The organism is Streptomyces sp. NPDC059989 (genome assembly GCF_042736975.1).
Classification (GTDB): domain Bacteria; phylum Actinomycetota; class Actinomycetes; order Streptomycetales; family Streptomycetaceae; genus Streptomyces.
On the sequence record NZ_JBHWUO010000034.1, the window covers coordinates 41,009 to 65,231 of the forward strand.

The 24,223-nt window shown below is 73.5% G+C and carries 23 protein-coding genes; 9 read left to right on the top strand and 14 right to left on the bottom strand.

The features are described 5' to 3' along the window. The first annotated feature begins 17 nt into the window (after nt 1-17). From ACFWBN_RS27060 to ACFWBN_RS27075, 4 genes are all read left to right on the top strand, one after another. Nucleotides 18-1,289: an exo-beta-N-acetylmuramidase NamZ domain-containing protein gene (locus ACFWBN_RS27060; protein WP_385180037.1), complete on the top strand. Its 1,272-nt coding sequence runs from the start codon at nt 18-20 to the stop codon at nt 1,287-1,289. A 74-nt stretch (nt 1,290-1,363) separates the two neighbouring features. Next, nucleotides 1,364-2,674 (top strand): serine-threonine protein kinase, encoded by a 1,311-nt coding sequence (locus ACFWBN_RS27065; protein ID WP_385180039.1) that lies wholly within the window; start codon nt 1,364-1,366, stop codon nt 2,672-2,674. A gap of 95 nt (nt 2,675-2,769) precedes the next feature. Next, nucleotides 2,770-3,363, top strand: coding sequence for a hypothetical protein (locus tag ACFWBN_RS27070; RefSeq protein ID WP_385180042.1), 594 nt, complete (start codon nt 2,770-2,772; stop codon nt 3,361-3,363). 14 nt (nt 3,364-3,377) lie between these two features. Continuing rightward, the gene (locus ACFWBN_RS27075; protein WP_385180044.1) at nt 3,378-4,229 is read left to right on the top strand and encodes a 3-keto-5-aminohexanoate cleavage protein; all 852 of its coding nucleotides are present in this window, start codon (nt 3,378-3,380) and stop codon (nt 4,227-4,229) included. Here the strand turns inward: ACFWBN_RS27075 and soxR are convergent. Further along, nucleotides 4,210-4,653, bottom strand: coding sequence for a redox-sensitive transcriptional activator SoxR (gene soxR, locus ACFWBN_RS27080; protein ID WP_385180047.1), 444 nt, complete (start codon nt 4,651-4,653; stop codon nt 4,210-4,212). The two genes, ACFWBN_RS27075 and soxR, sit on opposite strands and share 20 nt — an antisense overlap. Nucleotides 4,654-4,785: 132 nt before the next feature. On the opposite strand from soxR, the gene ACFWBN_RS27085 reads away from it, so the two are divergent. Continuing rightward, nucleotides 4,786-5,247: a MaoC family dehydratase gene (locus ACFWBN_RS27085; protein ID WP_385180050.1), complete on the top strand. Its 462-nt coding sequence runs from the start codon at nt 4,786-4,788 to the stop codon at nt 5,245-5,247. Here ACFWBN_RS27085 and ACFWBN_RS27090 read toward each other — a convergent pair. The 3 genes from ACFWBN_RS27090 to ACFWBN_RS27100 form a co-directional block, all read right to left on the bottom strand. Next, nucleotides 5,238-5,873 (bottom strand): TetR/AcrR family transcriptional regulator, encoded by a 636-nt coding sequence (locus ACFWBN_RS27090; RefSeq protein ID WP_385180053.1) that lies wholly within the window; start codon nt 5,871-5,873, stop codon nt 5,238-5,240. The genes ACFWBN_RS27085 and ACFWBN_RS27090 overlap by 10 nt on opposite strands. Nucleotides 5,874-5,953: 80 nt before the next feature. Further along, nucleotides 5,954-6,241 carry a YiaA/YiaB family inner membrane protein gene (locus ACFWBN_RS27095; protein WP_385180056.1) on the bottom strand — a complete coding sequence of 96 codons (288 nt, stop codon included), beginning with the start codon at nt 6,239-6,241 and terminating at the stop codon, nt 5,954-5,956. Between the two features lie 124 nt (nt 6,242-6,365). Continuing rightward, the gene (locus tag ACFWBN_RS27100; protein WP_385180059.1) at nt 6,366-7,517 is read right to left on the bottom strand and encodes an acyl-CoA dehydrogenase family protein; all 1,152 of its coding nucleotides are present in this window, start codon (nt 7,515-7,517) and stop codon (nt 6,366-6,368) included. A 69-nt stretch (nt 7,518-7,586) separates the two neighbouring features. Here ACFWBN_RS27100 and ACFWBN_RS27105 point away from each other — a divergent pair, with 69 nt between their 5' ends. After that, a complete protein-coding gene (locus ACFWBN_RS27105; protein ID WP_385180061.1) occupies nt 7,587-8,240 on the top strand; it encodes a TetR/AcrR family transcriptional regulator in 654 nt (217 codons plus the stop codon). A gap of 127 nt (nt 8,241-8,367) precedes the next feature. On the opposite strand, the gene ACFWBN_RS27110 is transcribed toward ACFWBN_RS27105, so the two are convergent. From ACFWBN_RS27110 to ACFWBN_RS27150, 9 genes are all read right to left on the bottom strand, one after another. Then, on the bottom strand, nt 8,368-9,447 hold the full coding sequence (locus ACFWBN_RS27110; RefSeq protein ID WP_385180148.1) for a Zn-dependent alcohol dehydrogenase: 1,080 nt from the start codon (nt 9,445-9,447) through the stop codon (nt 8,368-8,370). 116 nt (nt 9,448-9,563) lie between these two features. After that, a complete protein-coding gene (locus ACFWBN_RS27115; protein WP_385180064.1) occupies nt 9,564-10,976 on the bottom strand; it encodes an aldehyde dehydrogenase family protein in 1,413 nt (470 codons plus the stop codon). A 98-nt stretch (nt 10,977-11,074) separates the two neighbouring features. Beyond that, on the bottom strand, nt 11,075-12,562 hold the full coding sequence (locus ACFWBN_RS27120) for a CitMHS family transporter (RefSeq protein ID WP_385180066.1): 1,488 nt from the start codon (nt 12,560-12,562) through the stop codon (nt 11,075-11,077). Nucleotides 12,563-12,634: 72 nt separating this feature from the next. Beyond that, entirely contained in the window at nt 12,635-14,833 is a 2,199-nt protein-coding gene (locus ACFWBN_RS27125) for a molybdopterin oxidoreductase family protein (RefSeq protein WP_385180069.1), read from the bottom strand. 256 nt (nt 14,834-15,089) lie between these two features. After that, nucleotides 15,090-15,710: a TetR family transcriptional regulator gene (locus tag ACFWBN_RS27130; protein ID WP_385180150.1), complete on the bottom strand. Its 621-nt coding sequence runs from the start codon at nt 15,708-15,710 to the stop codon at nt 15,090-15,092. Nucleotides 15,711-15,745: 35 nt separating this feature from the next. Beyond that, on the bottom strand, nt 15,746-17,050 hold the full coding sequence (locus ACFWBN_RS27135; protein ID WP_385180153.1) for a hypothetical protein: 1,305 nt from the start codon (nt 17,048-17,050) through the stop codon (nt 15,746-15,748). Between the two features lie 62 nt (nt 17,051-17,112). Beyond that, nucleotides 17,113-18,036, bottom strand: a complete 924-nt coding sequence (locus ACFWBN_RS27140) for a hypothetical protein (protein WP_385180071.1) — start codon at nt 18,034-18,036, stop codon at nt 17,113-17,115. Next, entirely contained in the window at nt 18,033-18,221 is a 189-nt protein-coding gene (locus ACFWBN_RS27145; protein WP_385180074.1) for a hypothetical protein, read from the bottom strand. Before ACFWBN_RS27145 ends, ACFWBN_RS27140 begins: the two co-directional genes overlap by 4 nt. Beyond that, on the bottom strand, nt 18,218-20,362 hold the full coding sequence (locus tag ACFWBN_RS27150; RefSeq protein ID WP_385180077.1) for a right-handed parallel beta-helix repeat-containing protein: 2,145 nt from the start codon (nt 20,360-20,362) through the stop codon (nt 18,218-18,220). Before ACFWBN_RS27150 ends, ACFWBN_RS27145 begins: the two co-directional genes overlap by 4 nt. A gap of 196 nt (nt 20,363-20,558) precedes the next feature. On the opposite strand from ACFWBN_RS27150, the gene hmgA reads away from it, so the two are divergent. Continuing rightward, nucleotides 20,559-21,911: a homogentisate 1,2-dioxygenase gene (gene hmgA / locus ACFWBN_RS27155; protein ID WP_385180079.1), complete on the top strand. Its 1,353-nt coding sequence runs from the start codon at nt 20,559-20,561 to the stop codon at nt 21,909-21,911. A 45-nt stretch (nt 21,912-21,956) separates the two neighbouring features. Then, a complete protein-coding gene (locus tag ACFWBN_RS27160) occupies nt 21,957-22,706 on the top strand; it encodes a GntR family transcriptional regulator (RefSeq protein ID WP_385180082.1) in 750 nt (249 codons plus the stop codon). Between the two features lie 34 nt (nt 22,707-22,740). Here ACFWBN_RS27160 and ACFWBN_RS27165 read toward each other — a convergent pair whose 3' ends face one another. Next, nucleotides 22,741-22,902 (bottom strand): hypothetical protein, encoded by a 162-nt coding sequence (locus ACFWBN_RS27165; RefSeq protein WP_385180085.1) that lies wholly within the window; start codon nt 22,900-22,902, stop codon nt 22,741-22,743. 136 nt (nt 22,903-23,038) lie between these two features. Here ACFWBN_RS27165 and ACFWBN_RS27170 point away from each other — a divergent pair, with 136 nt between their 5' ends. Next, on the top strand, nt 23,039-24,172 hold the full coding sequence (locus ACFWBN_RS27170) for a type ISP restriction/modification enzyme (protein WP_385180156.1): 1,134 nt from the start codon (nt 23,039-23,041) through the stop codon (nt 24,170-24,172). The last annotated feature ends 51 nt before the right edge of the window (nt 24,173-24,223 follow it).

A 24,223-nucleotide genomic window follows, 5' to 3' on the forward strand; every position in this document is an offset into this window, starting at 1 on the left:
CCTCCTAGCGTGGCCGGATGACGCTGTCGCGACGCGGGCTGCTGGGACTGGCGGGGGCCATGGGAGCGGTGGGGGCCGTGGGGGCCGTGGGGGCCTCTTCGCCGAGCCGCGAGCCGGCCGGCCGGGCCGGGCGCGCGGACCGGGTGCGCACCGGTTTCGAGCGGCTCGCCGCGGACGGGTACGCCGTACTCGCCGGTCAGCGCGTCGGGGTGGTCACCAACCCCACCGGGATCACCGCCGACGCCCGCCACCTGGTCGACGTACTGCACGCGGACGAACGGGTGAACCTGGTCGCGGTGTTCGGGCCGGAGCACGGGTTCCGCGGGACGGCCCAGGCCGGGGGCTCCGAGGGGGCCTCCCGGGATCCGGCGACCGGCCTGCCGGTGTGGGACACGTACGACAAGAGCGGGCAGCGGCTCGCGGACGTGTTCACCTCGGCCGGGATCGACACCGTCGTCTTCGACATCCAGGACGTCGGGGCGCGGTTCTACACCTACATCTGGACGCTCTACGACTGCATGCGCGCCGCGGCGCTCGCCGACAAGGCGGTGGTGGTGCTGGACCGGCCCAACCCGGTGGGCGGCCGGCGGGCGGCGGGGCCGGTGCTGGAGCGGTCGTACGCGAGCTTCGTGGGCCGGGAGCCGATCGCGCTCGCGCACGGGATGACGGCGGCGGAGCTTGCCCTGCTCTTCAACGGCGAGTTCCTGACCGATCAGCCGGTCAGGCTGCGCACGGTGGAGATGACCGGGTGGCGGCGGGAGTCGTTCTTCGGCGAGACCGGGCTGCCCTGGGTGCCGCCGAGCCCGAACATGCCGACCCCGGACACGGCACTCGCGTACGCCGGCACCTGCCTGTTCGAGGGGACCAACCTGTCCGAGGGCCGCGGGACGACCACGCCCTTCGAGGTGGTGGGCGCGGAGGGCATCGACCGCCGGTGGGCGGAGGCGGCGAACGCGCTGGAGCTGCCCGGGGTGTGGTTCCGGGAGGCGTACTTCACGCCCACGTTCTCCAAGCACGTGGGGAAGGTCTGCGGCGGGGTCCGGCTGATCGTGCACGACCGGCAGGCCTTCGATCCGGTCCGGGCCGGCATCGGCCTGCTGGTGACCGCACGGCGGACGTGGAGCGGCTTCGCCTGGCGCGAGGACCACTGGATCGACCGGCTTACGGGCTCGGACCGGGTGCGCAAGCTGGTCGACGCGGGAGCCGGGGTGGAGGAGGTCGCGGGCGACTGGGCGGCGGGCCTGGCCCGGTTCGAGGCGGTGCGCGGGGAGTACCTGCGGTACGGGTGAGCCGACCTCTAGCCGGGCCGGGGCCGCAGCAGGATGCTGGTGGCACCGGTAGGCGCGGCGTGGAGGGGGACGTCATGTCAGGTGCGACGGGGATCGGGGTCGGGCCGTACGCGGAGCTGACCTTCGACGCGGAGGGGGACGTGGACGGGGCCACGCGGGAGGCGGTGGCCCGGATCGAGGCCACCGACCTGCTGGTCTTCGCGCACGGATGGAACAGCGACCGGTCCACCGCGACCCGGCTCTACGACCGGTTCTTCGCGCCCTTCCCGGGGCTGGTGGGGCCGCAGGTACGGCTGGGGTACGTGGGTGTCGTATGGCCCTCGATCCGGTTCTCGGACGAGCCGATACCGGACTTCGAAACGCCCGGCGCGCTCGCCGAGCCCGGCTTCGGGACGGCGCTGGACCCCGGAACCCGCGAGGCCCTCGGGGAGTTCTGGCCCGGGCGGGGTGCGGAGCTGGACCGGGTGGCCGAACTGCTGGAGGAGCGGCCGGAGTCGGCGGCCGCCTTCGTCGAATTCGGGGCGCTGGTACGGGAGCTGGCCGGCGTCGATGCCGTACCCTCGGCGGTCGCCCCGGCGGTGCCCGCCCTCTTCACGGAGGACGTCCTGGAGGTGTGCCGGACCCTCACCCTCGCGCTGGCCGAGGCGGGCGCCCCGGCCGGCGATGCCGACGACACCGACGCCGACTCCGACGACGAGCGGGGCCTGGCGATCGGCGGCGGGCTGCGGAGCCTGTGGAAGGGCGCCAAGGAGCTGCTGCGGCAGGCGACGTACTACCAGATGAAGAAGCGGGCGGGGGTCGTGGGCGAACGCGGTCTCGGCCCGGTCCTGGCCGAGCTGGCGCGCCGCCGCCCCGGGTTGCGGATCCACCTGATCGGGCACAGCTTCGGCGCGCGGGTGGTGTCCTTCTCGCTGCGCGCCGTACCGGACGGGGCCCGGCACGTGACCTCCCTGACCCTGCTGCAGGGCGCCTTCTCCCACTACGCCTTCTGCGACCGGCTGCCGCACGACGGGGGCCGCGGCGGCGCCCTCGCCGGCCTCCAGCGGAGGGTCGACGGACCGGTGGTGGCCTGCCACTCCCCGCACGACACCTCCCTCAAGGTGTTCTATCCGCTGGCCTCCCGGATGGCAGGGGATTCGGCCGGACTGCTGGGCTTCGACGAGCGGTGGGGAGCCATCGGGCACGACGGGGTGCAGGCGGTGGCCGGCGCGCCCCGGCTGACCCTCGACGCGGCCCTGCGCGAGGGGGTGCCCACGAGCGGTTGCGTCAGCGTGGACGCGGGTTCGGTGGTGCGGCGCGGCGGCGCCCCCTCGGGGGCGCACAGCGACATCTGCCACGAGGAGCTGGCCCGGGTGGTAGTTGCTGCGGGGCGCATGGGGCGCTGAGTTCCGGCCATGTGCCACCCGCACGCCTCGTCCGCCCCCGCATGCGCCCGCCGACTGCCGGGCATGTTGGGCACATCGGCGGAGGTGAAGGTGTCATGGCGGGATTCCGGAGTCTGGCCTACCAGGTGCGAGACGCGCGCAACGACCGGGCCCTGCGGCGCCATTCCCTGCGCCGCTGCCTGGAGCGGTTCGCGCCGTACGGGCACCGGGCCACGTGGTGGCACCTGTGCGACCGGCACGGGATCGCCCCCGAGGACCGGGGGGCGGATCCGCTGCGGCTGGTGGCCGCGCTGGAGGAGCTGGAGGACGCGCGGGCGGTCTGGCTGGAGTACGAGCGCCAGTTCGCGGAGCGGCGCCGGCGGGAGAAGTACCACGGGCTGCGCCGGCCGGAGTGGGCGTGGGGCGGGAGCGGGGACGCGGTGGTGCGGTGCGCGGATCCGGGGGTACGGCCGGAGGGGGCGCTGGGCGAGGTGCTGCGGCGGCTGGTGCGGGCGCTGGAGTCGGAGCCGGGGACGGTGTGCCCGGTCTGCGGGGAGCAGGAGCTGCGGTGGCCGGACGTGGCGCCCGCGGCGGCTCCGGTCGGGCCGTGGGAGGGGGCGTGGGCCTGGGACGGGCCGGTGTGCGGGGGCTGCGGGATCGTGGTGCCGAGACCGGCGCTGGCGGAGATCCCCGCGGCGGGGGCGGCGTGAGGGCCCGGCTGCCGGTGCCGCTTCCGGTTTCGCTCAACGGGGCCCGGAGCGCCGCCGACGGGCCGGCCGTGCCGATGTCCCCGGCGGACCTGGCGGAGTCGGCGCTGGCCGCGGTGGCCGCCGGGGCCGGGGAGGTGCTGGTGCATCCGCGGACCCCGTGCGGGCGGGAGAGCCTTTCGCCGCGGGTGGTCGGACCGGTACTGGAGGCGATGCGGGGCGCGGGGGTCCTCGTACCGCTGTCGGTGTCGGCTTCGGCTTCGGCTTCGGCTTCGGCTTCGGCTTCGGCTTCGGCTTCGGCTTCGGCTTCGGCGGGCATCGGGGCCGGACCGGATCCGGCGGGGCGGCTGGAGCGGGTGCGGTCCTGGACGGTGCTGCCGGACCGGGCCGCGGTGAGCTTCGCGGAGCCGGGGGCCGCGGAGTTGGCGGAGGCCCTGCTGGCCCGGGGGGTCGCGGTGGACGCGGTGGTGCCGCTGGGCGGGGCGGCCGGGCCCGAGCCGATGGCGCGGTTCCTGGCATGGCCGGTGCGCGCGCCCGGGCGGGTCCGGCTGGCGGCGGAGCTCGCGTCGGCCGATCCGGCGCTGGTGGCCGGGCTGCGCGGGCTGCCGCCGGTGGCGGTGCTGCTGTACGGGCGGGAGGCCGCCGCCTGGCCGGTGCTGCGGCTGGCCGCGCGGTGCGGTACGGGCGCGCGGACCGGCGTAGGGGATGTGCTGCACCTGCCGGACGGGCGGCGGGCGCGGTCGAACGCGGAGCTGGTGGCGGCGGCCCTGGCGGAGCGGGCCTGGGCGGTGAGCGGCCGGGCGGTGAGCGCCCGGCCGGTCGGCGAACCGGCGGCGGGCGGACCGGCGCCTACAGGCGTGAGCCGGTGAGCTTTTCGCCGAAGACGTCGTCCGGGTTGGACAGTGCGCAGGTCTCCAGCGAGAGGCAGCCGCAGCCGATGCAGTCCGTCAGGTGGTCGCGCAGGCGGGCGAGTCGGGAGATCCGCTGGTCGAGTTCGGTGCGCCAGGCCTCGGAGAGGCGGGCCCAGTCCTCGTGGTTGGGGGTGCGCTCCTCGGGGAGCTGGGCGAGCGCGTCGCGGATGCTGGCGAGCGGGATGCCCACCCGCTGCGCGGCTCGTACGAAGGCCACCCGGCGCAGCGCGTCGCGGGTGTAGCGGCGCTGGTTGCCGGCGGTGCGGCGGCTGCTGATCAGGCCCTTGGACTCGTAGAAGTGGAGCGCGGACACGGCCGCGCCGCTGCGGGCGGACAGCTGGCCGACGGTGAGTTCGTGGACGTTCTCGGGAATCTGCGGCACCAGGCCGAGGGTAGTCGGAGGTGCGTTGACATACACATACGGTCCCAGCATGCTGAGCAAGCGCTTATTCGCCCAGCGCCATTCGTAAGTTCGTGAGTTCGTGAGTTCGTGAGTGAGAGGCAGGAGCAGGGCATGGCCGAGCCGAGGGTCTTCACGTCCGCAGAGCAGTTGCACGCCGGGATCGGCGAGCCGCTGGGCCCGAGCGGGTGGCTGGAGGTGGACCAGAAGCGGATCGACCTCTTCGCGGACGCGACCGGCGATCACCAGTGGATCCACGTGGACCCGGTGCGGGCGGCCGACGGCCCCTTCGGTTCGACGATCGCGCACGGCTACCTGACCCTGTCCCTGCTGCCCAGCCTGGTGCCGCAGATCATGCGGGTCGAGGGCATGAAGATGGGCATCAACTACGGGACGAACAAGGTGCGTTTCCCGGCGCCGGTGCCGGTCGGGTCGCGGCTGCGCTCCACCGCCGTGATCACGGAGGTCACGGAGGCCGGTGGCGGCGTACAGGTGACGGCCACGGTCACGGTCGAGCGCGAGGGCGGCGACAAGCCGGTGTGCGTGGCGGAGTCGGTGTCCCGGTACTACTTCTGAGGGCGTGCGCCCACCATGCGGAGCACGAGGTCGGCGTAGAGCGCGCCGACCTCGTCGGGCGTGCGCCGGCCGGCCACGTTGAACCAGCGGGCCACGTCGATGCAGAGCGAGAGCACGGCGAGGGTGGTGCCGGGTACGTCGGGGACGTCGAACTCCCCCGCCGCGACCCCGTCGGCGAGGATGCGGCGTACGGCGGCGTCGCTCTGCCGGCGCAGTGCCACGATTTCGGAGCGGTGCTCCGGAGCGAGAGCATCGAGCTCGTACTGGACCACCCGCGCGGTGGTGTGATGCGCCGCGTGCCACCGTACGAAGGACCGTACGGCCGCGTCGAGCCGGTCCGCGGCGCAGCCGGGGCCGTCGGCGGCCGAGGTGAGGATCTCCAGCGCCTTGTCGTGGCCGATCCGGCTGATCCGCTGGAGCAGCTCTTCCTTGGTCTTGTAGTGGATGTAGAGCGCGGCCGGGCTCATGCCGGCCCGGCCCGCGATGTCCCGCGTGGTGGTGGCGTGGTACCCGCGCTCGGCGAAGGCGTCGACGGCCGCGACGAGCAGCCGCCGCGCGGCGTCGGGGGTGACCTCCGACCACGGCTGGTAGCCGCCGGCCCCGGCCGTCTCCTCCGCGCTGTCCATCGCTCACTCACCCTCTTCGCCGTGTACAGGACTGCACAGCCTACCGGAGGGTGAGCAAGCGCTTAGCTCCCCCGGGCCGACTACTTCGGCGCGAACGGGTCGTACTCCGCCATGATCTTCTCCATCCGGGCCTGGTCCACCCGGCTGACGATCTGGGTGACCTCCTGCCGGTCGCGGATCACCTTGGCGAGGGTGAAGGCGGAGGTGGTGAGGTACAGGACCGCGATGCCGAGGAAGGCCCGCACCCAGCCGTCGACCTCCAGGTTGTAGATCCCCACGGCCACGGCGGCCATGGCGATGCCGAAGGAGGCGACGGCCTGGCCGTAGTACGCCCCCGTGCTCTGCTGCTTGACCGGTGTCTCGTTCATGGCGCCAGCATCGCGGGCGTGTGGCGGGGGGCACATGCGCACGCGTACTCAGATGCGTACTCAGGACGCGGGACCGGAAGGGCGGGATCGGAAGGCCGGATCGGAATGCGGATCAGAATGGGGATCAGAATGCGGAAACGCCGGTGCGGGCGCGGCCGATGAGCAGCTTCTGGATCTGGCTGGTGCCCTCGTACAGGGTCATCACGCGCGCGTCGCGCAGCAGCTTCCCGGCCGGGTACTCGTCGATGTAGCCGTATCCGCCGTGCACCTGGAGGGCGTTGCTCGCGGCGCGCACGGCGGCCTCGGAGGCGAAGAGCTTCGCGGTGGAGGACTCGGTGGCGAAGGGCTGCCCGCGGTCTATGAGGTCGGCGACGCGCCAGGTCAGGAGGCGGGCGGCGTCCACGTCGACCGAGATGTCGGCGATCAGCTCCTGGACCAGCTGGTGATGGGCGATCGGCTTGCCGAACTGCTCGCGCTGGGCGGCGTACGACACGGCCGCGTCCAGGGCCGCCTGGGCGATGCCGACGCAGCCGGCGGCGACCGACATGCGCCCCTTGGCCAGGGCGGACATGGCCACCGAGAAGCCCTTGCCCTCGGGGCCGAGCATCGCGGAGGCGGGGACGCGGACGCCGTCGAGGGCGAGTTCGGCGGTGGCCTGGCCTCGCAGGCCGAGCTTCCCGTGGACCTCGCGGCGGGTCAGACCCGGGGTGTCGGTGGGGACGAGGAAGGCGGAGATCCCGCGGTGGCCGGGCTCGTCGTTGGTGCGGGCGAAGAGCAGGACCACATCGGCCCAGGTGCCGTTGGTGATGAACATCTTGCTGCCGCTGACGACGTACGAGTCCCCCTCGCGCACGGCGCGCGTGGTGAGGCTGCCGGCGTCGGAGCCGGTGCCGGGCTCGGTCAGGCCGAAGCAGCCGAGCGCGTCCCCGGAACACAGGCGGGGCAGCCAGGCGCGCTTCTGCTCCTCGGTCCCCCAGGCGGCGATGGTCTTGGCGACCAGGCCGAGGGAGACGGAGACGATGCCGCGCACGGCGGAGTCGCCGCGGCCGAGTTCCTCGGTGACCAGGACGTAGGCGAGGTGGTCGCCGCCGGAGCCGCCGTACTCCTCGGGGACGGTCAGGCCGAGGAAGCCGAGGGCGCCGAGCTTCTCCACGATGGCCCGGTCCACGCTCTCGGCGCGGTCCCAGTCGGCGGCGTACGGGACGACCTCGCGCTCGGTGAACTCGCGGGCGAGCCTGCGTACGGCGGCCTGCTCCTCGCTCAGCTCCAGATTCACCGGGCACCTCCGGGCGGGTCGTCGGGGCCATTAACTAGCACCGGTAGTTTATGGCGGGCAGGCCCTACTATGTGGCGCATGGCCAGACCGCGCAAGCCCCTCCTCAGCAGAGCCCGCATCGTCGAGGCGGCGGGTGCGCTGGTGGACGCGGAGGGGCTGGAGGCGGTGTCGACGCGGCGGCTGGCGGCCGCGCTCGGGGTCAGCGGGCCCTCGCTGTACAACCACTTCCGCACGAAGGACGAGATCCTGGAGGCGGTCGCGGACGCGGTGAGCGCGCGGGTCGACTTGTCGATGTTCGAGCCGGAGGCGGGGCGGGACTGGCGCGGGGCCCTGCACGCGTGGGCGCACTCGTACCGGGACGCGCTGTCCGACCATCCGAACATCGTGCCGGTGCTGGCGCGGGGACCGGGCCGCCGCCCGGCGGGCCTGCGGCTGGCGGACGCGGTGTTCGGCGCGATGACGGCGGCGGGCTGGCCGCCGGCGCAGGCGACCCGGATCGGCGCGCTGATGCGGTACTTCATCCTGGGCTCGGCGGTCGCTTCGTTCGCCGGGGGTTTCGTGGACGACGAGACGGCATACGACCCGTCGGACTACCCCCACCTGGGGCAGGCCCACCTGCTGGCCGAGCGCCGGCACGAGGTGGACGAGGGCGCCTTCGAGACGGGCCTGGCGGCGCTGCTGGACGGCCTGGCCCTCCAGTACGAGGCGCTTCGGGAGACCTGACCGCCCACCGGCCTGGGGCGGGTGGGCGGTGGTCCGGCTTCCCGAGTCCGACTTCCTGAGTCGGGCTTCCTGAGTCGGCCTTCCTGAGTCGGGTTCCTGAGTCGGGCTTGCCGCTCCCGACTTCCGGCTAGAAGACGACGAGCGAGCGCCCGCCCTTGCCGGCCAGCATCGCGTCGAAGGCGGCGGGGATGCCGTCGAGCGTGATGCGGTCGGTGACCAGGGCGCCGAGGTCGAGGCGGCCCGCGCGGACGTGTTCGGCGATCACCGGGAGGTCGCGGGCGGGGTCGCTGTTGCCGTAGACGCAGCCGGTCAGGGTGCGGGCGAAGTGGAAGATCTCCAGGGCGTGGAAGGAGACCTGCTGCTCCTTCCCGCCGATGCCCACCACCGTGGTGCGGCCGCCGCGGCGGGTGGACTCCCAGGCTCCGCGGATGGTCTCCGCCCGGCCGACGCATTCGACGGCGACGTCCGCGCCCTGCCCGCCGGTGAGGGCGCGGATCTGCTTGTCGGTGGTGTCGGAGGCCAGTACGAAGTCCGTGGCTCCGGCCGCGCGCGCCAGTTCCTCCTTGGCCGGGGAGACGTCGACGGCCACGATCGGGCCCGCTTGGGCGATCCGGGCGGCCTGGAGGGCGGCCAGGCCGACACCGCCGACACCGAAGACGGCGACGGACTCGCCGGGGCGGACCTGGGCGCTGTGATGGACGGCGCCGTAGCCGGTGAGGACCGCGCAGCCGAGCAGGGCGGCCTCGGCGAGCGGGATCCCGGCGGGCGCGGGCAGCACGCAGTTGGCCGCGACGACGGTCTCCTCGGCGAAGGCGGCCACGTTCAGCCCCGGGTGCAGCTCGACGCCCTGGGCGTCGTGCGCGTAGACGGCCCCGACCCCGGTGAGCGCGTTGGCGCAGAGCCAGACCTCGCCGATGGTGCAGTGGTGGCACTCCCCGCAGGACGGGGCCCAGTTGAGCACCACCCCGTCGCCGGGCGCGACGTGGCCGACCCCCTCCCCGACGGCGAGGACCGTGCCCGCGCCCTCGTGGCCGAGGACGGCGGGGACGGGCACCCGCATGGTGCCGTTGGTGAGGGAGAGGTCGGAGTGGCAGACCCCGGCGGCGGCGAGCCGCACCCGGACCTGCCCGGGGCCGGGATCGGGCAGCACGATCTCCCGTATCTCCAGCGGTGCTCCGACGGCGGGCAGGATGGCGGCGCGGACCATGGTCGTCTTCTCCGTCTGGTATTCGAGGGCGGCGGCTCGGAACTGCGGTACCGGCAGGGGCTGAGGGGGCTGAGGGGGCTGCACTCCTGCAACCCCTGCGACCCCGGCAGCACGACTCAGAACTGCAGGGACTTGGTCTGGAGGTACTCGGCCAGCCCGTGCGAGCCCAGTTCACGGCCGACGCCCGACTGCTTGTAACCGCCGAAGGGTGCGCGCACGTTGAAGCGGCCGCCGTTGATGTCCACCTGCCCGGTGTCCATGCGGCGGGCGAAGGCCACGGCCGTCTCCTCGTCCGCGGCCCAGACGGCGCCGCCCAGACCGTAGACCGTGCCGTTGGCGATGCTCAGGGCGTGCTCCTCGTCCTCGTACGGGAGGATCGAGAGCACCGGGCCGAAGATCTCCTCCTGGGCGATGGTCATGTCGGGGGTGACATCGGCGAACACGGTCGGGGCGACGAAGTAGCCCTGGGCGTGCGGCGCGTCGGGGCCGCCGGCGACGAGGCGGGCGCCCTCCTCGATGCCCTTGGCGATGTAGCCGCGCACGCGCTCGTGCTGCTTGGCGTTGACGACCGGGCCGAGGCGGGTGCCCGAGTCGGTGGGGTCGCCGGTGGGGTAGTTGGCGACGGCGGCGGCCGCGAGGGCGACGACCTCCTCGTGCTGGTCCCGGTGGACGAGCATCCGGGTGAGCGCGTTGCAGCTCTGGCCGGTGTTGTTCATGACGTGTCCGACGCCTGCCGCGACGGCCTTGGCCAGATCGGCGCCGGGCAGGATGACATTGGCCGATTTGCCGCCCAGTTCGAGGGCGACCCGCTTGACGGCGGCGCCGGCGGTGGCACCGATCTGCTTGCCGACAGCGGTCGAGCCGGTGAAGGAGACGAGGTCGACTCCCTCGTGCGCGGCCAGGGCCTGCCCGGCGACCGGGCCGGTCCCGGTCACCAGGTTGAAGACTCCGGCCGGGATGCCCGCCTCGTGCACGGCTTCGGCGAAGAGCCGTGCGGTCAGCGGGGTGTCCTCGGCCGGCTTGAGGACGAGGGTGCAGCCGGCGGCGAGAGCGGGCGCCACCTTTGCAACGACTTGGTGCAGCGGGTAGTTCCAGGGCGTGATGGCGCCGACCACACCGACCGGCTCCAGCAGGACGGTGGAGTTCCCGATCCGCTCCTCGAAGGCGTACGAGGCCGCGAGCTCGGCGTACGAGGAGGCCACGGCGATCGGCGAGCCGACGTGGACCAGCTCCGAGAAGCCGAGCGGCGAGCCGAGCTCGGCGGTGATGGTCTCGGCGATCTCGCTCTTGCGGGCGGCCAGTACGTCGCGCAGCGCGCCGATCAGGGCGGCCCGCTCGGCCGGAGCGGTGGCCGCCCAGCCGGGCAGGGCGGCGCGTGCCGCGCGTACGGCCGCATCCACGTCCTCGGCGGTGCCGGCCGGAACCGAGCCTATGACCTGCTCGTCGGCCGGGTTGACCACCTCGATCCGGTCCTGCCCGACGGCGGGCCGCCATTCCCCGCCGATGTACATCCCGTCGTGGGCCTTCATGTCATTCCTCCCGAGCACGCACGAGCGCGTAGACCTGACCTCGCCAACAGCCTACAAACTAGCGTCGGTAGTTTTCGGCGCGCCAGGGGCGGCCGGGATCAGATGATGCCGAAAAGCATCCCTGCCGCGAGGACGACCAGAGAGGTGAGAGCCGCCCATTTCACGGTGAATCGGGTGTGGTCGCCGAACTCGACCTTGGCCATCCCGACGAGGACGTAGACGGCCGGAACCAGCGGGCTGGACATGTGGAGGGCCTGGCCGACCAGGGAGGCGCGGGCGATCTCCAGCGGGGAGACCCCGTGGGCGGCGCCGGCCTCGGCCAGGACGGGCAGGACGCCGAAGTAGAAGCCGTCGTTCGACATGAAGTAGGTGAGCGGCAGGCTGAGCAAGCCGGTGACCAGGGCCATGTGCGGGCCCATGCCCTCGGGGATGGCGCCGACGAGCCAGTCGGCCATGTGCTTGACCATGCCGGTGCCGGTGAGGACGCCGGTGAAGACGGCGGCGGCGAAGACCATGCCGGCGACGTTGAGGACGTTGTCGGCGTGGGCGGCGATCCGGGCCTTCTGGTCGGGCATGTGGGGGAAGTTGACGGTGAGGGCGAGGGCGGCGCCGAGCAGGAACAGCACCGGGATGGGCAGCAGCTCCATGATCATGGCGGTCAGGAGGGCGACGGTGAGGCCGGCGTTGAACCAGTAGAGGCGCGGGCGCAGGGTGGCGCGGTGCGGGTCGAGCCCCTGGAAGCCGTCGCCCTCGCCGGAGGGGGTGGCGGGGGCGGTGGATCCGGCGGATCCGGGGGCCTCCGGGGCCGCGGAAGTCTGCGCGGGGCCCGAGTCGGACCCGGGCCCGGCCCCGGAGTCGGAATCGGAACCGGAACCGGAGCTGCGGGCGGGTGCCGCTCCGGTCCCGGCACCGGAGCCGGCGGCTACGAGGGACAGGGGCTCCGTCTCCACCTCCTCGCCGGGCATGCTCAGGAGGCCGACGCGGCGGCGCTCCTTCAGCCCAAGGACGTAGGCGAGGACGAACACGCAGAGCAGGCCCACCGCGAGTGCCGGGATCATCGGGACGAAGATGTCGGCGGCGTCCAGCTTGAGGGCGGTGGCTGCGCGGGCCGTGGGGCCGCCCCAGGGCAGGGTGTTCATGACGCCGTTGGCGGTGGCGGCGACACCCGTCATGACCACCAGGCTCAGGCCGAGCCGCTTGTAGAGCGGGTACATGGCCGAGACCGTGATCATGAAGGTGGTCGATCCGTCGCCGTCGAGCGAGACGATCGCGGCGAGGACGGCGGTGCCGACCACGACCCGGACCGGGTCGGCTTTGCAGAACCGCAGGATGCCGCGCACGATCGGGTCGAAGAGGCCGACGTCGATCATCACGCCGAAGTAGACGATGGCGAACATCAGCATGGCGGCGGTGGGGGCCAGCTTGCCGACGCCGTCGATGACGTAGTCGCCGAGGTGCGCGCCCTTGCCTGCGAACACGCAGAAGAGCGCGGGGATGAGGACGAGCGCCGCGATGGGCGACATTTTCTTCAGCATGATCAGGACCAGGAAGGTCGCGATCATGGCGAAGCCGAGGAAGGTCAGCATGCTGGGAACGTAGGTGCCCCTCCTTCTGCCAACAAGACGTCTGCCCGTGAGCAATACGAGCAAAACCCCAGCTCAGGGCAGGGGTGTCAGCTCGACGGGGAAGCCGTTGAGTACGGCCGTGCCGGACAGCGGGTCCAGCCGGGAGCCGTCGAGGAGCTGGTTGACGTTGGCGCCGGGCGAGCCGGAGGCCACCGAGAGCCGGGCGCCGGCGCGGTCGTGGCCCCAGCCGTGCGGAAGGCTCACCACTCCGGTGCGCACGGTGTCGGTGACCTCGACGGGGACCTCCAGGGAGCCGCCGTCAGCGGTGATCCTGGCCCGGCCCCCGTCGGTGAGGCCCAGCCGGCCGGCGTCCTGCGGGTGGATCTGGAGGGTGCAGCGGTTGGAACCTCCGGTGAGGGCCGGGACGTTGTGCAACCAGCTGTTGTTGGACCGCAGATGGCGGCGGCCCACGAGCACCAGGCCGGCGGGGCGGTCGGCGAGCGCCGCGCGCAGCCTGGGGAGCTCGGCCGCGATCGGGTCCGGGAGCAGCTCGATCCTGCCGCTGCGGGTCCTCAGCACGCCCGGGAGCCGGGGCCGCAGCGGGCCCAGGTCGATGCCGTGCGGGTTCTGCCGCAGATCCTCCAGGGTCAGCTCGTACGGGCCCAGGCGCAGCATCATGTCGAGCCGCCGCTCGGGACCGGTGCGGCCGGACAGCAGGCGGGCCTGCTCCTCGGGGTCGGCGCCGAAGAGCGGTGAGTGGGGTTCGGTGACGGCCCGGGCGAGGCTGTCGGCGATGACGCGCTCGTCGACGGCCTCGGGCGGTGCTCCGTGCAGGCCTGAGACGGCGAGGATCAGCCGCGCGTGGATCTCGCACTCCTCCATCCGCCCCTCCTCCAGGGGGATGGCGGCCGGTGAGTAGCGGGCCTGGTTGCGTACGGCGAACCCGTTGAACGCGAAGTCGAAGTGCGCGCTCTGGGCGGGCGGCGGCGGGGGCAGCACGACGTGGGCGTGGCGTGAGGTCTCGTTCAGGTAGGGGTCGACGGAGACCATGAAGTCGAGGCCGGCCAAGGCCCGGTCGAGCCGGTCGCCGTCGGGTGCGGACAGGACCGGGTTCGAGGCGATGGCGATCACCGCCCGGATCCGCCCCTCCCCCGGGGTCTCGATCTCCTCCGCCAGGGCGGAGGTGGGGAGTTCGCCCTTGGCTTCGGGGTGGCCGCTGACCCGGCTCGACCAGCGGCCCAGGGCGAACCCCTTGCCGGGACCGGCCGGCCGGGGCGCGCCGCTGGTCGCGGAGAGCGGGAAGAGGGCTCCGCCCGGCCGGTCGAGATTGCCGGTGAGGATGTTCAGCACGTCGACCAGCCAGCTGGCAAGCGTGCCGTACTCGACGGTGCAGCTGCCGATCCGCCCGTAGACGGCGGCCGTCGGGGCGGCCGCGAGCTCGCGGGCAAGGGTGCGAATGTCATCGGCAGCGAGGTCGCAGGCGGGTGCTACGGCCTCAGGAGTGAAACTCCCGAGGGCAGCGGCGAGTTCCCCGAGTCCCTCGGTGTGTTCCTCCAGCGCGCCGGGGGCGGCGAGCTTCTCCGCGAGGAGGGTGTGCGCGAGGGCGGCGAGCAGCAGCGCATCGCTGCCGGGGCGGGGCGCGAGGTGGCGGTCGGCGAGCCGGGCGGTGCGGGTGCGGCGCGGGTCGACGACGACCAGGGTCCCACCGCGGGCGCGCAGGGCCTTGAGCCGGCCGGGGAAGTCGGGGGCGGTGCACAGGGAGCCGTTGGATTCGAGGGGGTTGGCGCCCAGGAGCAGTAGGAAGTCGGTGTGATCCAGGTCGGGAACCGGGATGGCGAAGGGGTCCCCGAAGAGCAGCCCGCTGGACACGTGCTTGGGCATCTGGTCGAGCGTGCTGGCGGTGAAGAGGTTGCGGGTGCCGAGTGCCTTGAGGAGCAGGGGCGGGTAGAGGGCGCCGGCGATGGTGTGGACGTTCGGGTTCCCGAGGACCACGCCGACCGACTGGGCCCCGTGCTCCCGGACCAGGGCGGGGACTGCGGCGGCGATGGCGTCGTAGGCCTCCTCCCAGGTGGCCTCCTGGAGCCGGCCGTCGCGGCGGACGAGGGGGGTGCGCAGCCGGTCGGGGTCGGCGTCGAGCGCGCCGAAGGCCGCGCCCTTGGGGCAGATGAAGCCGCGGCTGAAGACGTCGTCGCGGTCTCCGCGGGCGCCGGTGACGGTGGTGCCCTCGATGGTGAGGGTGAGTCCGCAGGTGGCTTCGCAGAGGGGGCAGATGCGCAGGGCGGTGCGGGGCATGGGCCCTCCAGGGGCGACAGGCTGCGGCGCGGGCACACGGGCGCAGCGAGCATACCGACCGGTAGGGACGGATGGGAGGGGTCTACGGGCGCCGATCCGGGGGACGGGGCGGGTAGGGGCTCGGCGGAGAGGCCGGCCCTGGGGCGGCGGGGCAGAGGCCCGCGGGGCAGAGGCCGGGCGGACCCGGGCTGGGCGAACCAGGCCCCGCGAACGTCGGCCGGCCCAGGCGGGGCCGCGCCCGGCCGGGCCGCGGGGGTCAGTCCAGTACGCGGGCCAGGTAGGCGTGCATCATCGCCCGGGTCTCGGCGACGATGTCGGGATCCCCCGCCGGGTCGGTGCGGAAGGCCAGTTGGATCAGCGCGTCGGTGGCCTCGACGGAGACGAGCACCGCCCGTCCGAGGGTGGCGTCGGGGGTCAGGCCGAGGTGGGCGCAGAGCAGTTCGGTGAGGCGGGCGGCGACCAGGTGGTTGGGGTCGGCCTCCGGGCTTCCGGGCGGCGGCGCGGGCACACCGAAGTCGACGAGCGCGAAGCCGGGGACGCTGCGCTTCATGGCCAGGTACTCGTCCAGCACGGCGTCCACGACGGGCCGCCAGTGGGTGGCGGGGAGGGCGGCGAGCCGGTCCGCGATGCCGTCGGCGTAGCGGTCCAGGTTGCGATGGGCGAGGGCGATGGCCATGGCCCGCTTGTTGCCGAAGAAGCGGTAGACCGAGCCGATCGGCACTCCGGCGCGCAGTGCGACGGCGCGGGTGCTGAGGTTCTCGTATCCGGTCTCGTCGAGCAGTTCGGCGCAGGCGTCGAGGATCCGGGCGAGCCGGTCGGCGCTGCGCTGCTGGATGGGAGTACGGCGCAGGGAGTGGGCGGGGGGCACGGGGTCCATCATGCCGCTCCGGGGTTCTCGTTTCGGCGGCAGCCTCAGTTCAGCAGGAGGCCGAGCCCGCCGACGGTGTAAGTGATCATCAGCGCGAGCAGCGGCAGCTGGCCGGCGACCGCCCTGGCGGGCGGGAAGAGGCGTACGGAGCGGTCGTGGGCCGCAACGACGCCGAGCACGTGGCCGGTGACGACGGCGATGACCTGGAGGGCCGCGAGAGCCCCGGGGCCCAGTGGTGGCAAGGGTTCGGGGGCGTTGTCAGTGCCGAGTGCCATGCTTACTGTGCGTGGTCCTTCGGTTACCAGAAGGGAGAAGTAGTGGGCGATGAGATAGCCGAGTGCGATCGGTACGAGTGAGTGCGCGAAGGCGGTCAGCGGGCCGGGGTGCGGGCCGCTGACGAGGCGGGTGGCCGCGGCGCACAGGGCGTAGAGGGTGGCGACGAGGGCGATGGAGCCGAGGAGTCCGAGTGTGGCCGTGGGGGTGCGGCCGAGGGGGGAGGTCTGGAGGGCGTTGATCCACGAGGGGTTGTCGGAGAAGCCGTCGTAGGCGGTGGAGCCGAGCAGGACGCAGACGGTGGCGACGAGTCCGGGCCGCTCGGGCGTCGCGTCGAGTCCGTGGAAGGGGTTACGGAGAACCAGGCGGCCGTCGCTGCGACGGCCGAGGGGGGAGAGCCGGGCGAGGAGGGCGGAGTACGTCTCGAAGGCGTCTCCGTCGTCGAACCAGCGCTCGCCGAAGCGGGCGGCGAGCAGCAGCTGGGCGGTGGTGTAGGTGGCGAGGGCGATGAGGAGGGTGGTGGTGGATGCGGGGTCGGGAGCTGCGAGTTCGAGCCAGGTGAAGCCGAACAGCCCGGCGGCGGCGGGCCATTGGCCCAGCCGTGCGGGGAGGGGGCGGTCGGGGCCGTCGCCGCCGCGCCGGGCCCGGGAGAAGAGGCGGTGCAGGGTGCGGAGCGGGTTGAGCAGGCGCCAGACGGGGCCGAGGAGGAGGGAGGCGGGGACGAGTCCGACCCAGAAGAGGACGTAGACGGCGCCGGGAGCGGGGTTGTGCGCGGGGTCGTCGGGACCGAGGAGGAGGTGGAGGAGCACGGCGAGCGCGAGGGCGAGCCCGAGTCCGCGCAGGGCGGTGCGGGTGGCCGGCGCGTCGGCCACCCGCTGCAGGGAGGCGGGCAGGGCGAGCCCGGAGCGGTCGCCGCGGAAGCGGGAGGTGGACCAGAGCAGTGCGAGTGCGAGGAAGGAGACGAAGAGCGCGGTGAAGGCCCCGGCGAAGGCGTAGAAGGGAGAGATCGGCAGATCGTGCTGGGACCCGATCCCGTGCGCGAGGGCGGTGAGCGGATCGGCCGGGAGCAGGACCACGCCCTGGCCTCCCCCGCCACCGGCCGGAGCCTGCGGGGGGAGGTACGGGGGCACGGGCGGGGTCATCGGACGAGGAGCTGGGTCAGGACGAGGGCGGACTCGTGGGTCTCGACCTCGAAGAGGCCGGTGCGGTCGGCCGTCAGGATCAGGGTGGCCTCCTGGCCTGCCGGCAGGGCGAGTTCCTTGTCGTAGCCGTGGACGTGCAGGGTGTCCGCGCGGTCGCTGGTGACGCGCAGGGCGACGCGCTCGCCGCGCTTGAGCTCGGTGCGGGCGGGGGCGGGGCTGACCTTGCCGTCCCGGACGGTGATGGTGACCGTCCGGTCGGCCGGCGGAGCCTGTGGGGGCTCCGGGGAGCCGGTCGGGGTCGGTGCGGGGTGGCTGTGGGATGCCTGGTCCGGGGGTCCCGCGGTCAGCGGGACCCCGCCTTCGACCGGCTTGCCGGACACCGCCCAGGCGGTGTGGTCGTCCGCGTACAGGCGGACGGTCAGGGTGTGCGTGCCCTCGGGGACCTGCGCGGCGGGCAGGTGGAACCAGGGGCCGTACAGCCGGGCCAGTTTGCGGCCGTCGATCTCCAGGTGGGCGTGGCCGGCGCCCGGGAGGGCGGCTCCGCCGGTGCTGTCGGGGGTGAAGCGGAAGTTCTTCACGGCCAGTTGGAGGTTCCAGCCGTCCTCCGAGTCCGGGCGGGCCGTGAGCTGCACCTCCGGCGCGCCCTCGGCCGGGACCTCGCGGAGCCGGTGGCCCGTGCCGTCGTCGGCGGTGAGCAGGGTGCCGGCGCTGCCGGAGGCCTGCTCATGGGTGGTGCCGGGCTTGTGGTGGGTGGTGGCCCGCCCGCCGCAGCCCGTCGCCGCTCCCCCGGCGAGCAGCAGGGTCACGGCGAGGAGGGCCGCGACGCGGGTGGCCCTGCCTCGCCTGCCGGGCCTGCGGCGCGGGCGGGGCGGCGTGCCGCAGGCGTCGCACCGGCTGCGGTCTTCGGGCCGGTCGGTCACGGCTGCCCTCCCTCGGCCGGGGTGGTGACCGCGGCCGGGGTGGTGGCCTCGGCCCGGGGTGTGACCTCCGCCCTGGTGGTGGCCTCGGCCCGGGTGCTGGCCTCGGCCCGGGTGGTGACCGCGACCCGGGTGGGGGCCGCAACCCGGGTGGTGACCTCGGCCCGGGTGGCTTGGGGCCGGGTCATGGGGTGGGCTCCGCTGTGGTGAGGGAGGGAGTGGGGGCGTCCGGGGTCGGGGCGCGGTCGCCTGCCGGGTCGCCGCCCGGGTCTGCGGGGCGGGCCGGGGTGCCGGGGCGGGCCGAGGCGATGACTGCCCAAAGGACCCAGATCACGGCCACCAGGGCCCGTATCCAGGCGGGGCTCAGGGGGCTCCACGGGATCATCAGGACCGCCTTGTCGAAGGCGTCCAGCAGGGTGAGCCCGGCCAGCAGCAGGGTGAGGCGGGCCAGCCAGGGGCGGGTGGGGCGCAGGGCCAGGCCCACGCCCGTCCACCACAGGCCCAGCAGCGTCAACGCCAGTGCCGGAATGGGGGTGGCGACCAGGCCCGTGGTGGAGCCGGCCACGTCCAGGGCCAGGCCGGCCAGGCCCAGCAGGGAGGCGGCCGTGCCCAGCCGGGAGCGGCGCAGGCGGCGCCACCACAGCACGCCGCCGACCAGGAGGAGGACACCCGCCACCGCGAGGGCGATCTGGGTCTCCACCCGCTCCAGGCCCCGGGCGCCGTACCAGTCGCAGCCGGCCGGGAGTTTGCGCGCCTGGACGCTGTAGTCGGCGCAGACGAGGAGCTGGACGAGCTTCGCCGGTTCGCCGACCAGGCGGGCCGAGGCCCCGGAGACCTCGCCGCGCGCGCCCCCGCACTGCGGCAGCGTGCCCGGGGTGGAGCCGTCGGGGCCGTCCTGCCAGCAGTTGCCGCGGCCCTGGCCGTCCCACCACACGTCCATGCCGTTGGGGCGGGCGGCGCCGGACTTGTCCTTGCCGAGCACGTTGCCGGCGTAGCGGTTGTGGTGGGAGGTGTCCGCCTGCTTGGACCACGCCTCCTCGCCGCGGATGAAGGCGGGTACCGCCGAGAGGAAGAAGCCCGCGCGCTTGTGCCCGTACACCCAGTTGTTCTCGTAGAGGTTCCAGTTGCCGCCGGCGGTGATGATGCCGGTGCCCGGCGGCATGGAGATCTGCGGGCAGACGACGCCCCGCTCGTAGCCGCGCTCGATCGGCGGCTTGGCGCAGGTGCCGTCGGCGACGTACCCGTAGTAGTCCTGGTTGTTGTCGTGGATGAGGTTCCGCTCGAACTTGGCGTGGTTCTGCGGGAGTCCGGGGTGTCCGGGGAAGGCGCTGTCCATCGAGGCGCCGCCCATGTTCTGGTCGAACTCGTTGTCGTGCACCCACACCGAGTCACCCGCGGTGCCGGAGTAGCCGACCATGTTGTGGTGGCTGCGGCAGCCGGTGATCTCGATGGAGTAGCGGGGGACGTCGTAGCCGCGGCCGTCGTTGATGTTGGAGGCGCTGCCCGGGTAGATGCCGGAGTCGCCGTTCCCGTACGACTCGCAGTTCTTGTAGAGCCCGTGGTCGCTGGCGAAGGTCAGGAAGCCGTACTCGTCGTTCCACCGGGTCAGCACGTCGTCGATGACGAACCCGTCGCCTGCGAGGACGTACAGCGAGTTGAAAGTGGTGCGCTGGGCGGTGAAGTTGCGGAAGTAGATGCCGTTGGACTTGTCGGCGCGGAGGGCGTTGAGCTTCTGGTACTTGGCGTCGATGACCACGTCCAGGCGGGTCGCGCCGGTGCCCTCGATCTGGAGGTTCGTCTTGCCGAGGATGGCGACGAGGTTCTGGTTGTGCCGGCAGCGCACCTGCTGCTCGTACGTGAGGATCTGGTAGCCGAGCGAGGAGTTGGGGGCCTTCAGCTCCGCGCACTCCCCCGTCGGCTTGGGGAGCGAGGGCTCCTCCTCGTACAGGCCGGGGAGGATCGCGATGTTCATGCCCGGCCGGTCGACGGCGTCGACGGCTTCCTGGAGGTGCCGGTAGCCGCTCTTCTCGCACCGCTCGTACAGGGCGAGGTTGCGCTGCCTGAGCTCCTCCGGGAAGGCGGATATCCGGCGTTCGAAGGCGGGGCGGTCGGTCTTGCAGACGACGAGGTCGGGCTCCGCCCTGCGGTACTCGGGCACGGATCCGGAGCCGTCCGGGAGGGTGACGGGGCGCTCCTCGTGCGCGCGGGCGGCGGGCGCGGCGGCGAAGAGGGACAGGAGGGCGAGGAGGAGAGCTGCGAGGAGGGTCTCCCCCAGACTTCGTCCGGGGGTACCCCCGGACACGGCAGGGAACCTGCGGGTCCACGACATGCGCGTGAGAGTAGAGCATTGTTCATCTTTTCGGATCCCCTTGTGCGCGAATCCGTTTCCCCCGCGCCCGCCCCCTCCTCTCCCCCCACCCGCCTCGGCCCCGCCCTTCCCCCTCCGCCTCGATGCGCCGTTGACGCGCGGGCCGCGGAATCCTACTGTCGACCATAGGATTCCTTCGACTGAGCGGGAGCAGCACATGAGCGAGCAGGCCAGGAAGACGGCGGAGGGGCTGGAGTACCTCACCGGCTTCGGCAACGAGCACAGCTCGGAGGCCGTCCCCGGCGCACTGCCGCACGGCCGGAACTCGCCGCAGCGCGCACCGCTCGGCCTCTACGCCGAGCAGCTCAGCGGCAGCGCCTTCACCGAGCCCCGCAGCGACAACCGCCGCTCGTGGCTGTACCGGATCCGCCCCTCGGCGGCGCACCCGCCCTTCACCCGGATCGACAACGGGGCCCTGCGCACGGCGCCCTTCACCGAGGCTCCCGCGGACCCGAACCGGCTGCGCTGGAACCCGCTGCCCGACCCGGCCCCCGGCACCGACTTCCTGGCCGGCCTGTGGACCCTGGGCGGCAACGGCGACGCCGCCCAGCGCTCCGGCATGGCCATCCACCTCTACGCCGCCAACGCGGACATGACCGACCGGGTGTTCAGCGACTCCGACGGCGAGCTGCTGATCGTCCCCGAGCGCGGCGGCCTGCTCCTGCGCACCGAGCTCGGCCTGCTCGCCGCCCGGCCGGGCGAGATGGCGCTCATTCCGCGCGGCGTCCGCTTCCGCGTCGAGCTGCTGGACGGCAACGACGGCAACGACGGCAACGACGGCGAAGACGGCGCCCCCGCCCGCGGCTACGTCTGCGAGAACTACGGCCGCCCCTTCGAGCTGCCCGACCTCGGCCCGATCGGCGCCAACGGCCTCGCCGCCGCCCGGGACTTCCGGGCCCCGTCCGCCGCGTACGAGGACAGCGAGCGCCCGACCGAGGTCGTCAACAAGTTCTGCGGCAACCTCTGGTCGGCCACCTACGACCACTCCCCGCTGGACGTCGTCGCCTGGCACGGCACCCACGTCCCGTACGTCTACGACCTGCGCCGCTTCAACGTCCTGGGCTCGATCAGCTACGACCACCCCGACCCGTCGATCTTCACCGTACTGACCTCGCCCTCCGACACCGCCGGCCTCGCGGGCGTGGACTTCGTGGTCTTCGCCCCGCGCTGGCTGGTCGGCGAGGACACCTTCCGCCCGCCCTACTTCCACCGCAACGTGATGAGCGAGTACATGGGCCTGATCGAGGGCGCCTACGACGCCAAGGCCGAGGGCTTCGTCCCCGGCGGCGGCTCGCTCCACAACATGATGTCGGCGCACGGCCCCGACCGGGAGACCTTCGACCGGGCCAGCGCCGCCGAGCTGAAGCCGCAGAAGATCGACGACGGCCTGGCCTTCATGTTCGAGACCCGCTGGCCGATCACCGCCACCGCCCAGGCGGCCGGCGCGGACCACCTCCAGCGCGGATACGACGACGTCTGGCAGGGTCTGCAGCGCCACTTCCGCGCCTAATATGCGCAGCACGCCGCCCCCGTCCAGCCGTACGGAGATCCACCCGTGACCCCCTTCGCCCCCGACTCGCTGGTGCTGAACCGGAAGCTGCCGCTCTGGTACCAGGTGTCACAGTCGCTGCGCGCCTCGATACTCGGGCGCACCCCGGACGCCTCGCTGCGCCTGCCCACCGAGGAGCAGCTCGCCGAGCACTACGGGGTGAGCGTGCTGACCATGCGGCAGGCGCTGAAGGAGCTGGAGGGCGAGGGGCTGATCAGCCGGCACCGGCGGCGCGGCACCTTCATCGAGCCGGGCGCGCGGCGCAGTGCCCCGGTCCGGCTGCTGGGCTCGGTCGACGCGATCGTGGCCCAGCAGTCGGGCGACCGTACGACGATTCTCGGCCACGGGCGGACGGCCGTGTCCGGGGAGCTGCTGGAGCACTTCCCGGACACGGCCGAGGTGGTCACGTACCGCCGGCTGCGCCACGACCGCGAGAGCGGAGAGCCGACCAACTGGGTGGAGAACGCGGTCCTACCGGAATTCGCCGAGGCGGTGGACCTGGCCGATCTCGAACGGTGGCCGATGACGAAGGTGCTGCGGGACGTCGTGGGGGTGCGCATCAGCCGCATCACGGACACGGTCGAAGCCCGGCTGGCGGACCCGGAGACGGCCGAACTGCTCCAGGTCCCCCTGCTCAGCCCGATCCTGCACTACACCGGTGTGACCTACGACGAGGACGGCCGGGTGGTGGACGTGGCGCGCATCCGCTACCGCGGCGACCGGTTCTCCTTCACGGTGACGGTCGACGCGCACTGAGGCATGGAGGGCACCGACGGCCCGTAAAAGAGACCTACCGCTCCTCGTCGTCCTTGGCGCGCTCGCCCTCCGCCTGCGAAGGCGTGGTCCGCATCGTCTGGGGGTGCCGCTGCGCCTTCTGCTTCTCGTCCATGTCCTCGTCGAGGCGCTCGCCCTCGGCCTGCGACGGAGTCGAGTATTCGTCGTACTGACTCATGACCGTCTCCTCGGTCGATACCGTACGTATGCGTACATAAGGAGCGTAGCGCTTCGGCCTGGACGCAGCCCGGCCACCGGGCGCCGTCGCTACCATCGGCGGCGTGAGCGAAGACGTACCGCTGCTGGACGATCTGATGCCCTGGGCCGTGGGCGGCCTCCGCCTGGGCCGGGACTGGGTGGCCGCACCCGATCCGGTATCCCTGCGCGCCCGCTGGGCCGCCCTGACCGCCGCCGAAGGCGCCGAGCGCGAGCGGCTGTTCCGCCCGAGCCGCAGCCGCACGCCCGCCGCCGGCGCGGCCGCGCTGCCGGGCCGGCGCTCGGCCGCCACGGCCCGCTTCGCCGACGAGCCCGGCCCGTGCCCCGACCCCGTACGGATCCTGCGCGCCCCCTTCGACGAGCAGTGGCTGCTGCCCGACCAGCGGCTCATCGACGCGGCCCGCCCGGAGCTGTGGCGGGTCCGGGACGAGCACCAGCTGTTCGCCGTCGAAACGCCGGCGGCGCCCGACCTGCTGGTCACCGCGCACCTCCCGGCCGGCCGGCTCGGCCGGATCCGCCCGCTGCACCGCCGCCCCGGCGGCGCCGAGCCGAACCTCGCCCCGGGCCTGCTGCCCCTGCTGGGCGAGCGGTACGGCGGCTGGGCCACCCCCGAGGACGTGCTGTGCTGGATCCTCGCCGCGGGCCGCCCCGGGCCGCGCGGGTACGAGGTCCCGCTGGCCGCCGACGCCGGGCGCTGGCGGGAGGGGCTGGAGCTGGGCCAGCGGCTGCTCACCGTCCGGCTGCGCGGAGCCCGGGGCGGCGAGCCGCCCCGGCTGCCCGGGGGCCGGCGCCCGTACGTCCGCTCGGCGGTCGTGACCTGGCCGCACGAGGTGGCGTACGACTCCGAGAGCGAGACGCTGGGCTTTGGAGGCGGGACGGTGTCCCCTGTGCCGGCCGGCGCCTGGGAGTACGAGGTCCAGGGCGTGCGCGTACTGGAGGCCTGGTTCGCCGCCCGCAGCGCGCACCGCGATCCGGAGGCGGACGGGCTGGAGGCCCTGGGTCCGGCCGAGTGGCCGCAGAGCTGGACCTCTGAGCTGCCGGCCCTGATCACGACCCTGGCGCTGCTGGCCGATCTGGCCCCGGAGCGGGCGGCCTTCGAGCCGGGTCCCGCCCTGTCCGCGGGCGAGCTGCGCGCGGCCGGGGTGCTGCCGCCGCCGGGCTGGGCCAGGCGCCCGGCCTCGGTCCTGGACCACCAGGAGGAGGGCCCGGGCGGCCAGTTCGCGCTGCTCTGACCCGGCCCGCGGCAGCCCGGCACACCCCCCGGACCGGCCCGCGGAAGCCCG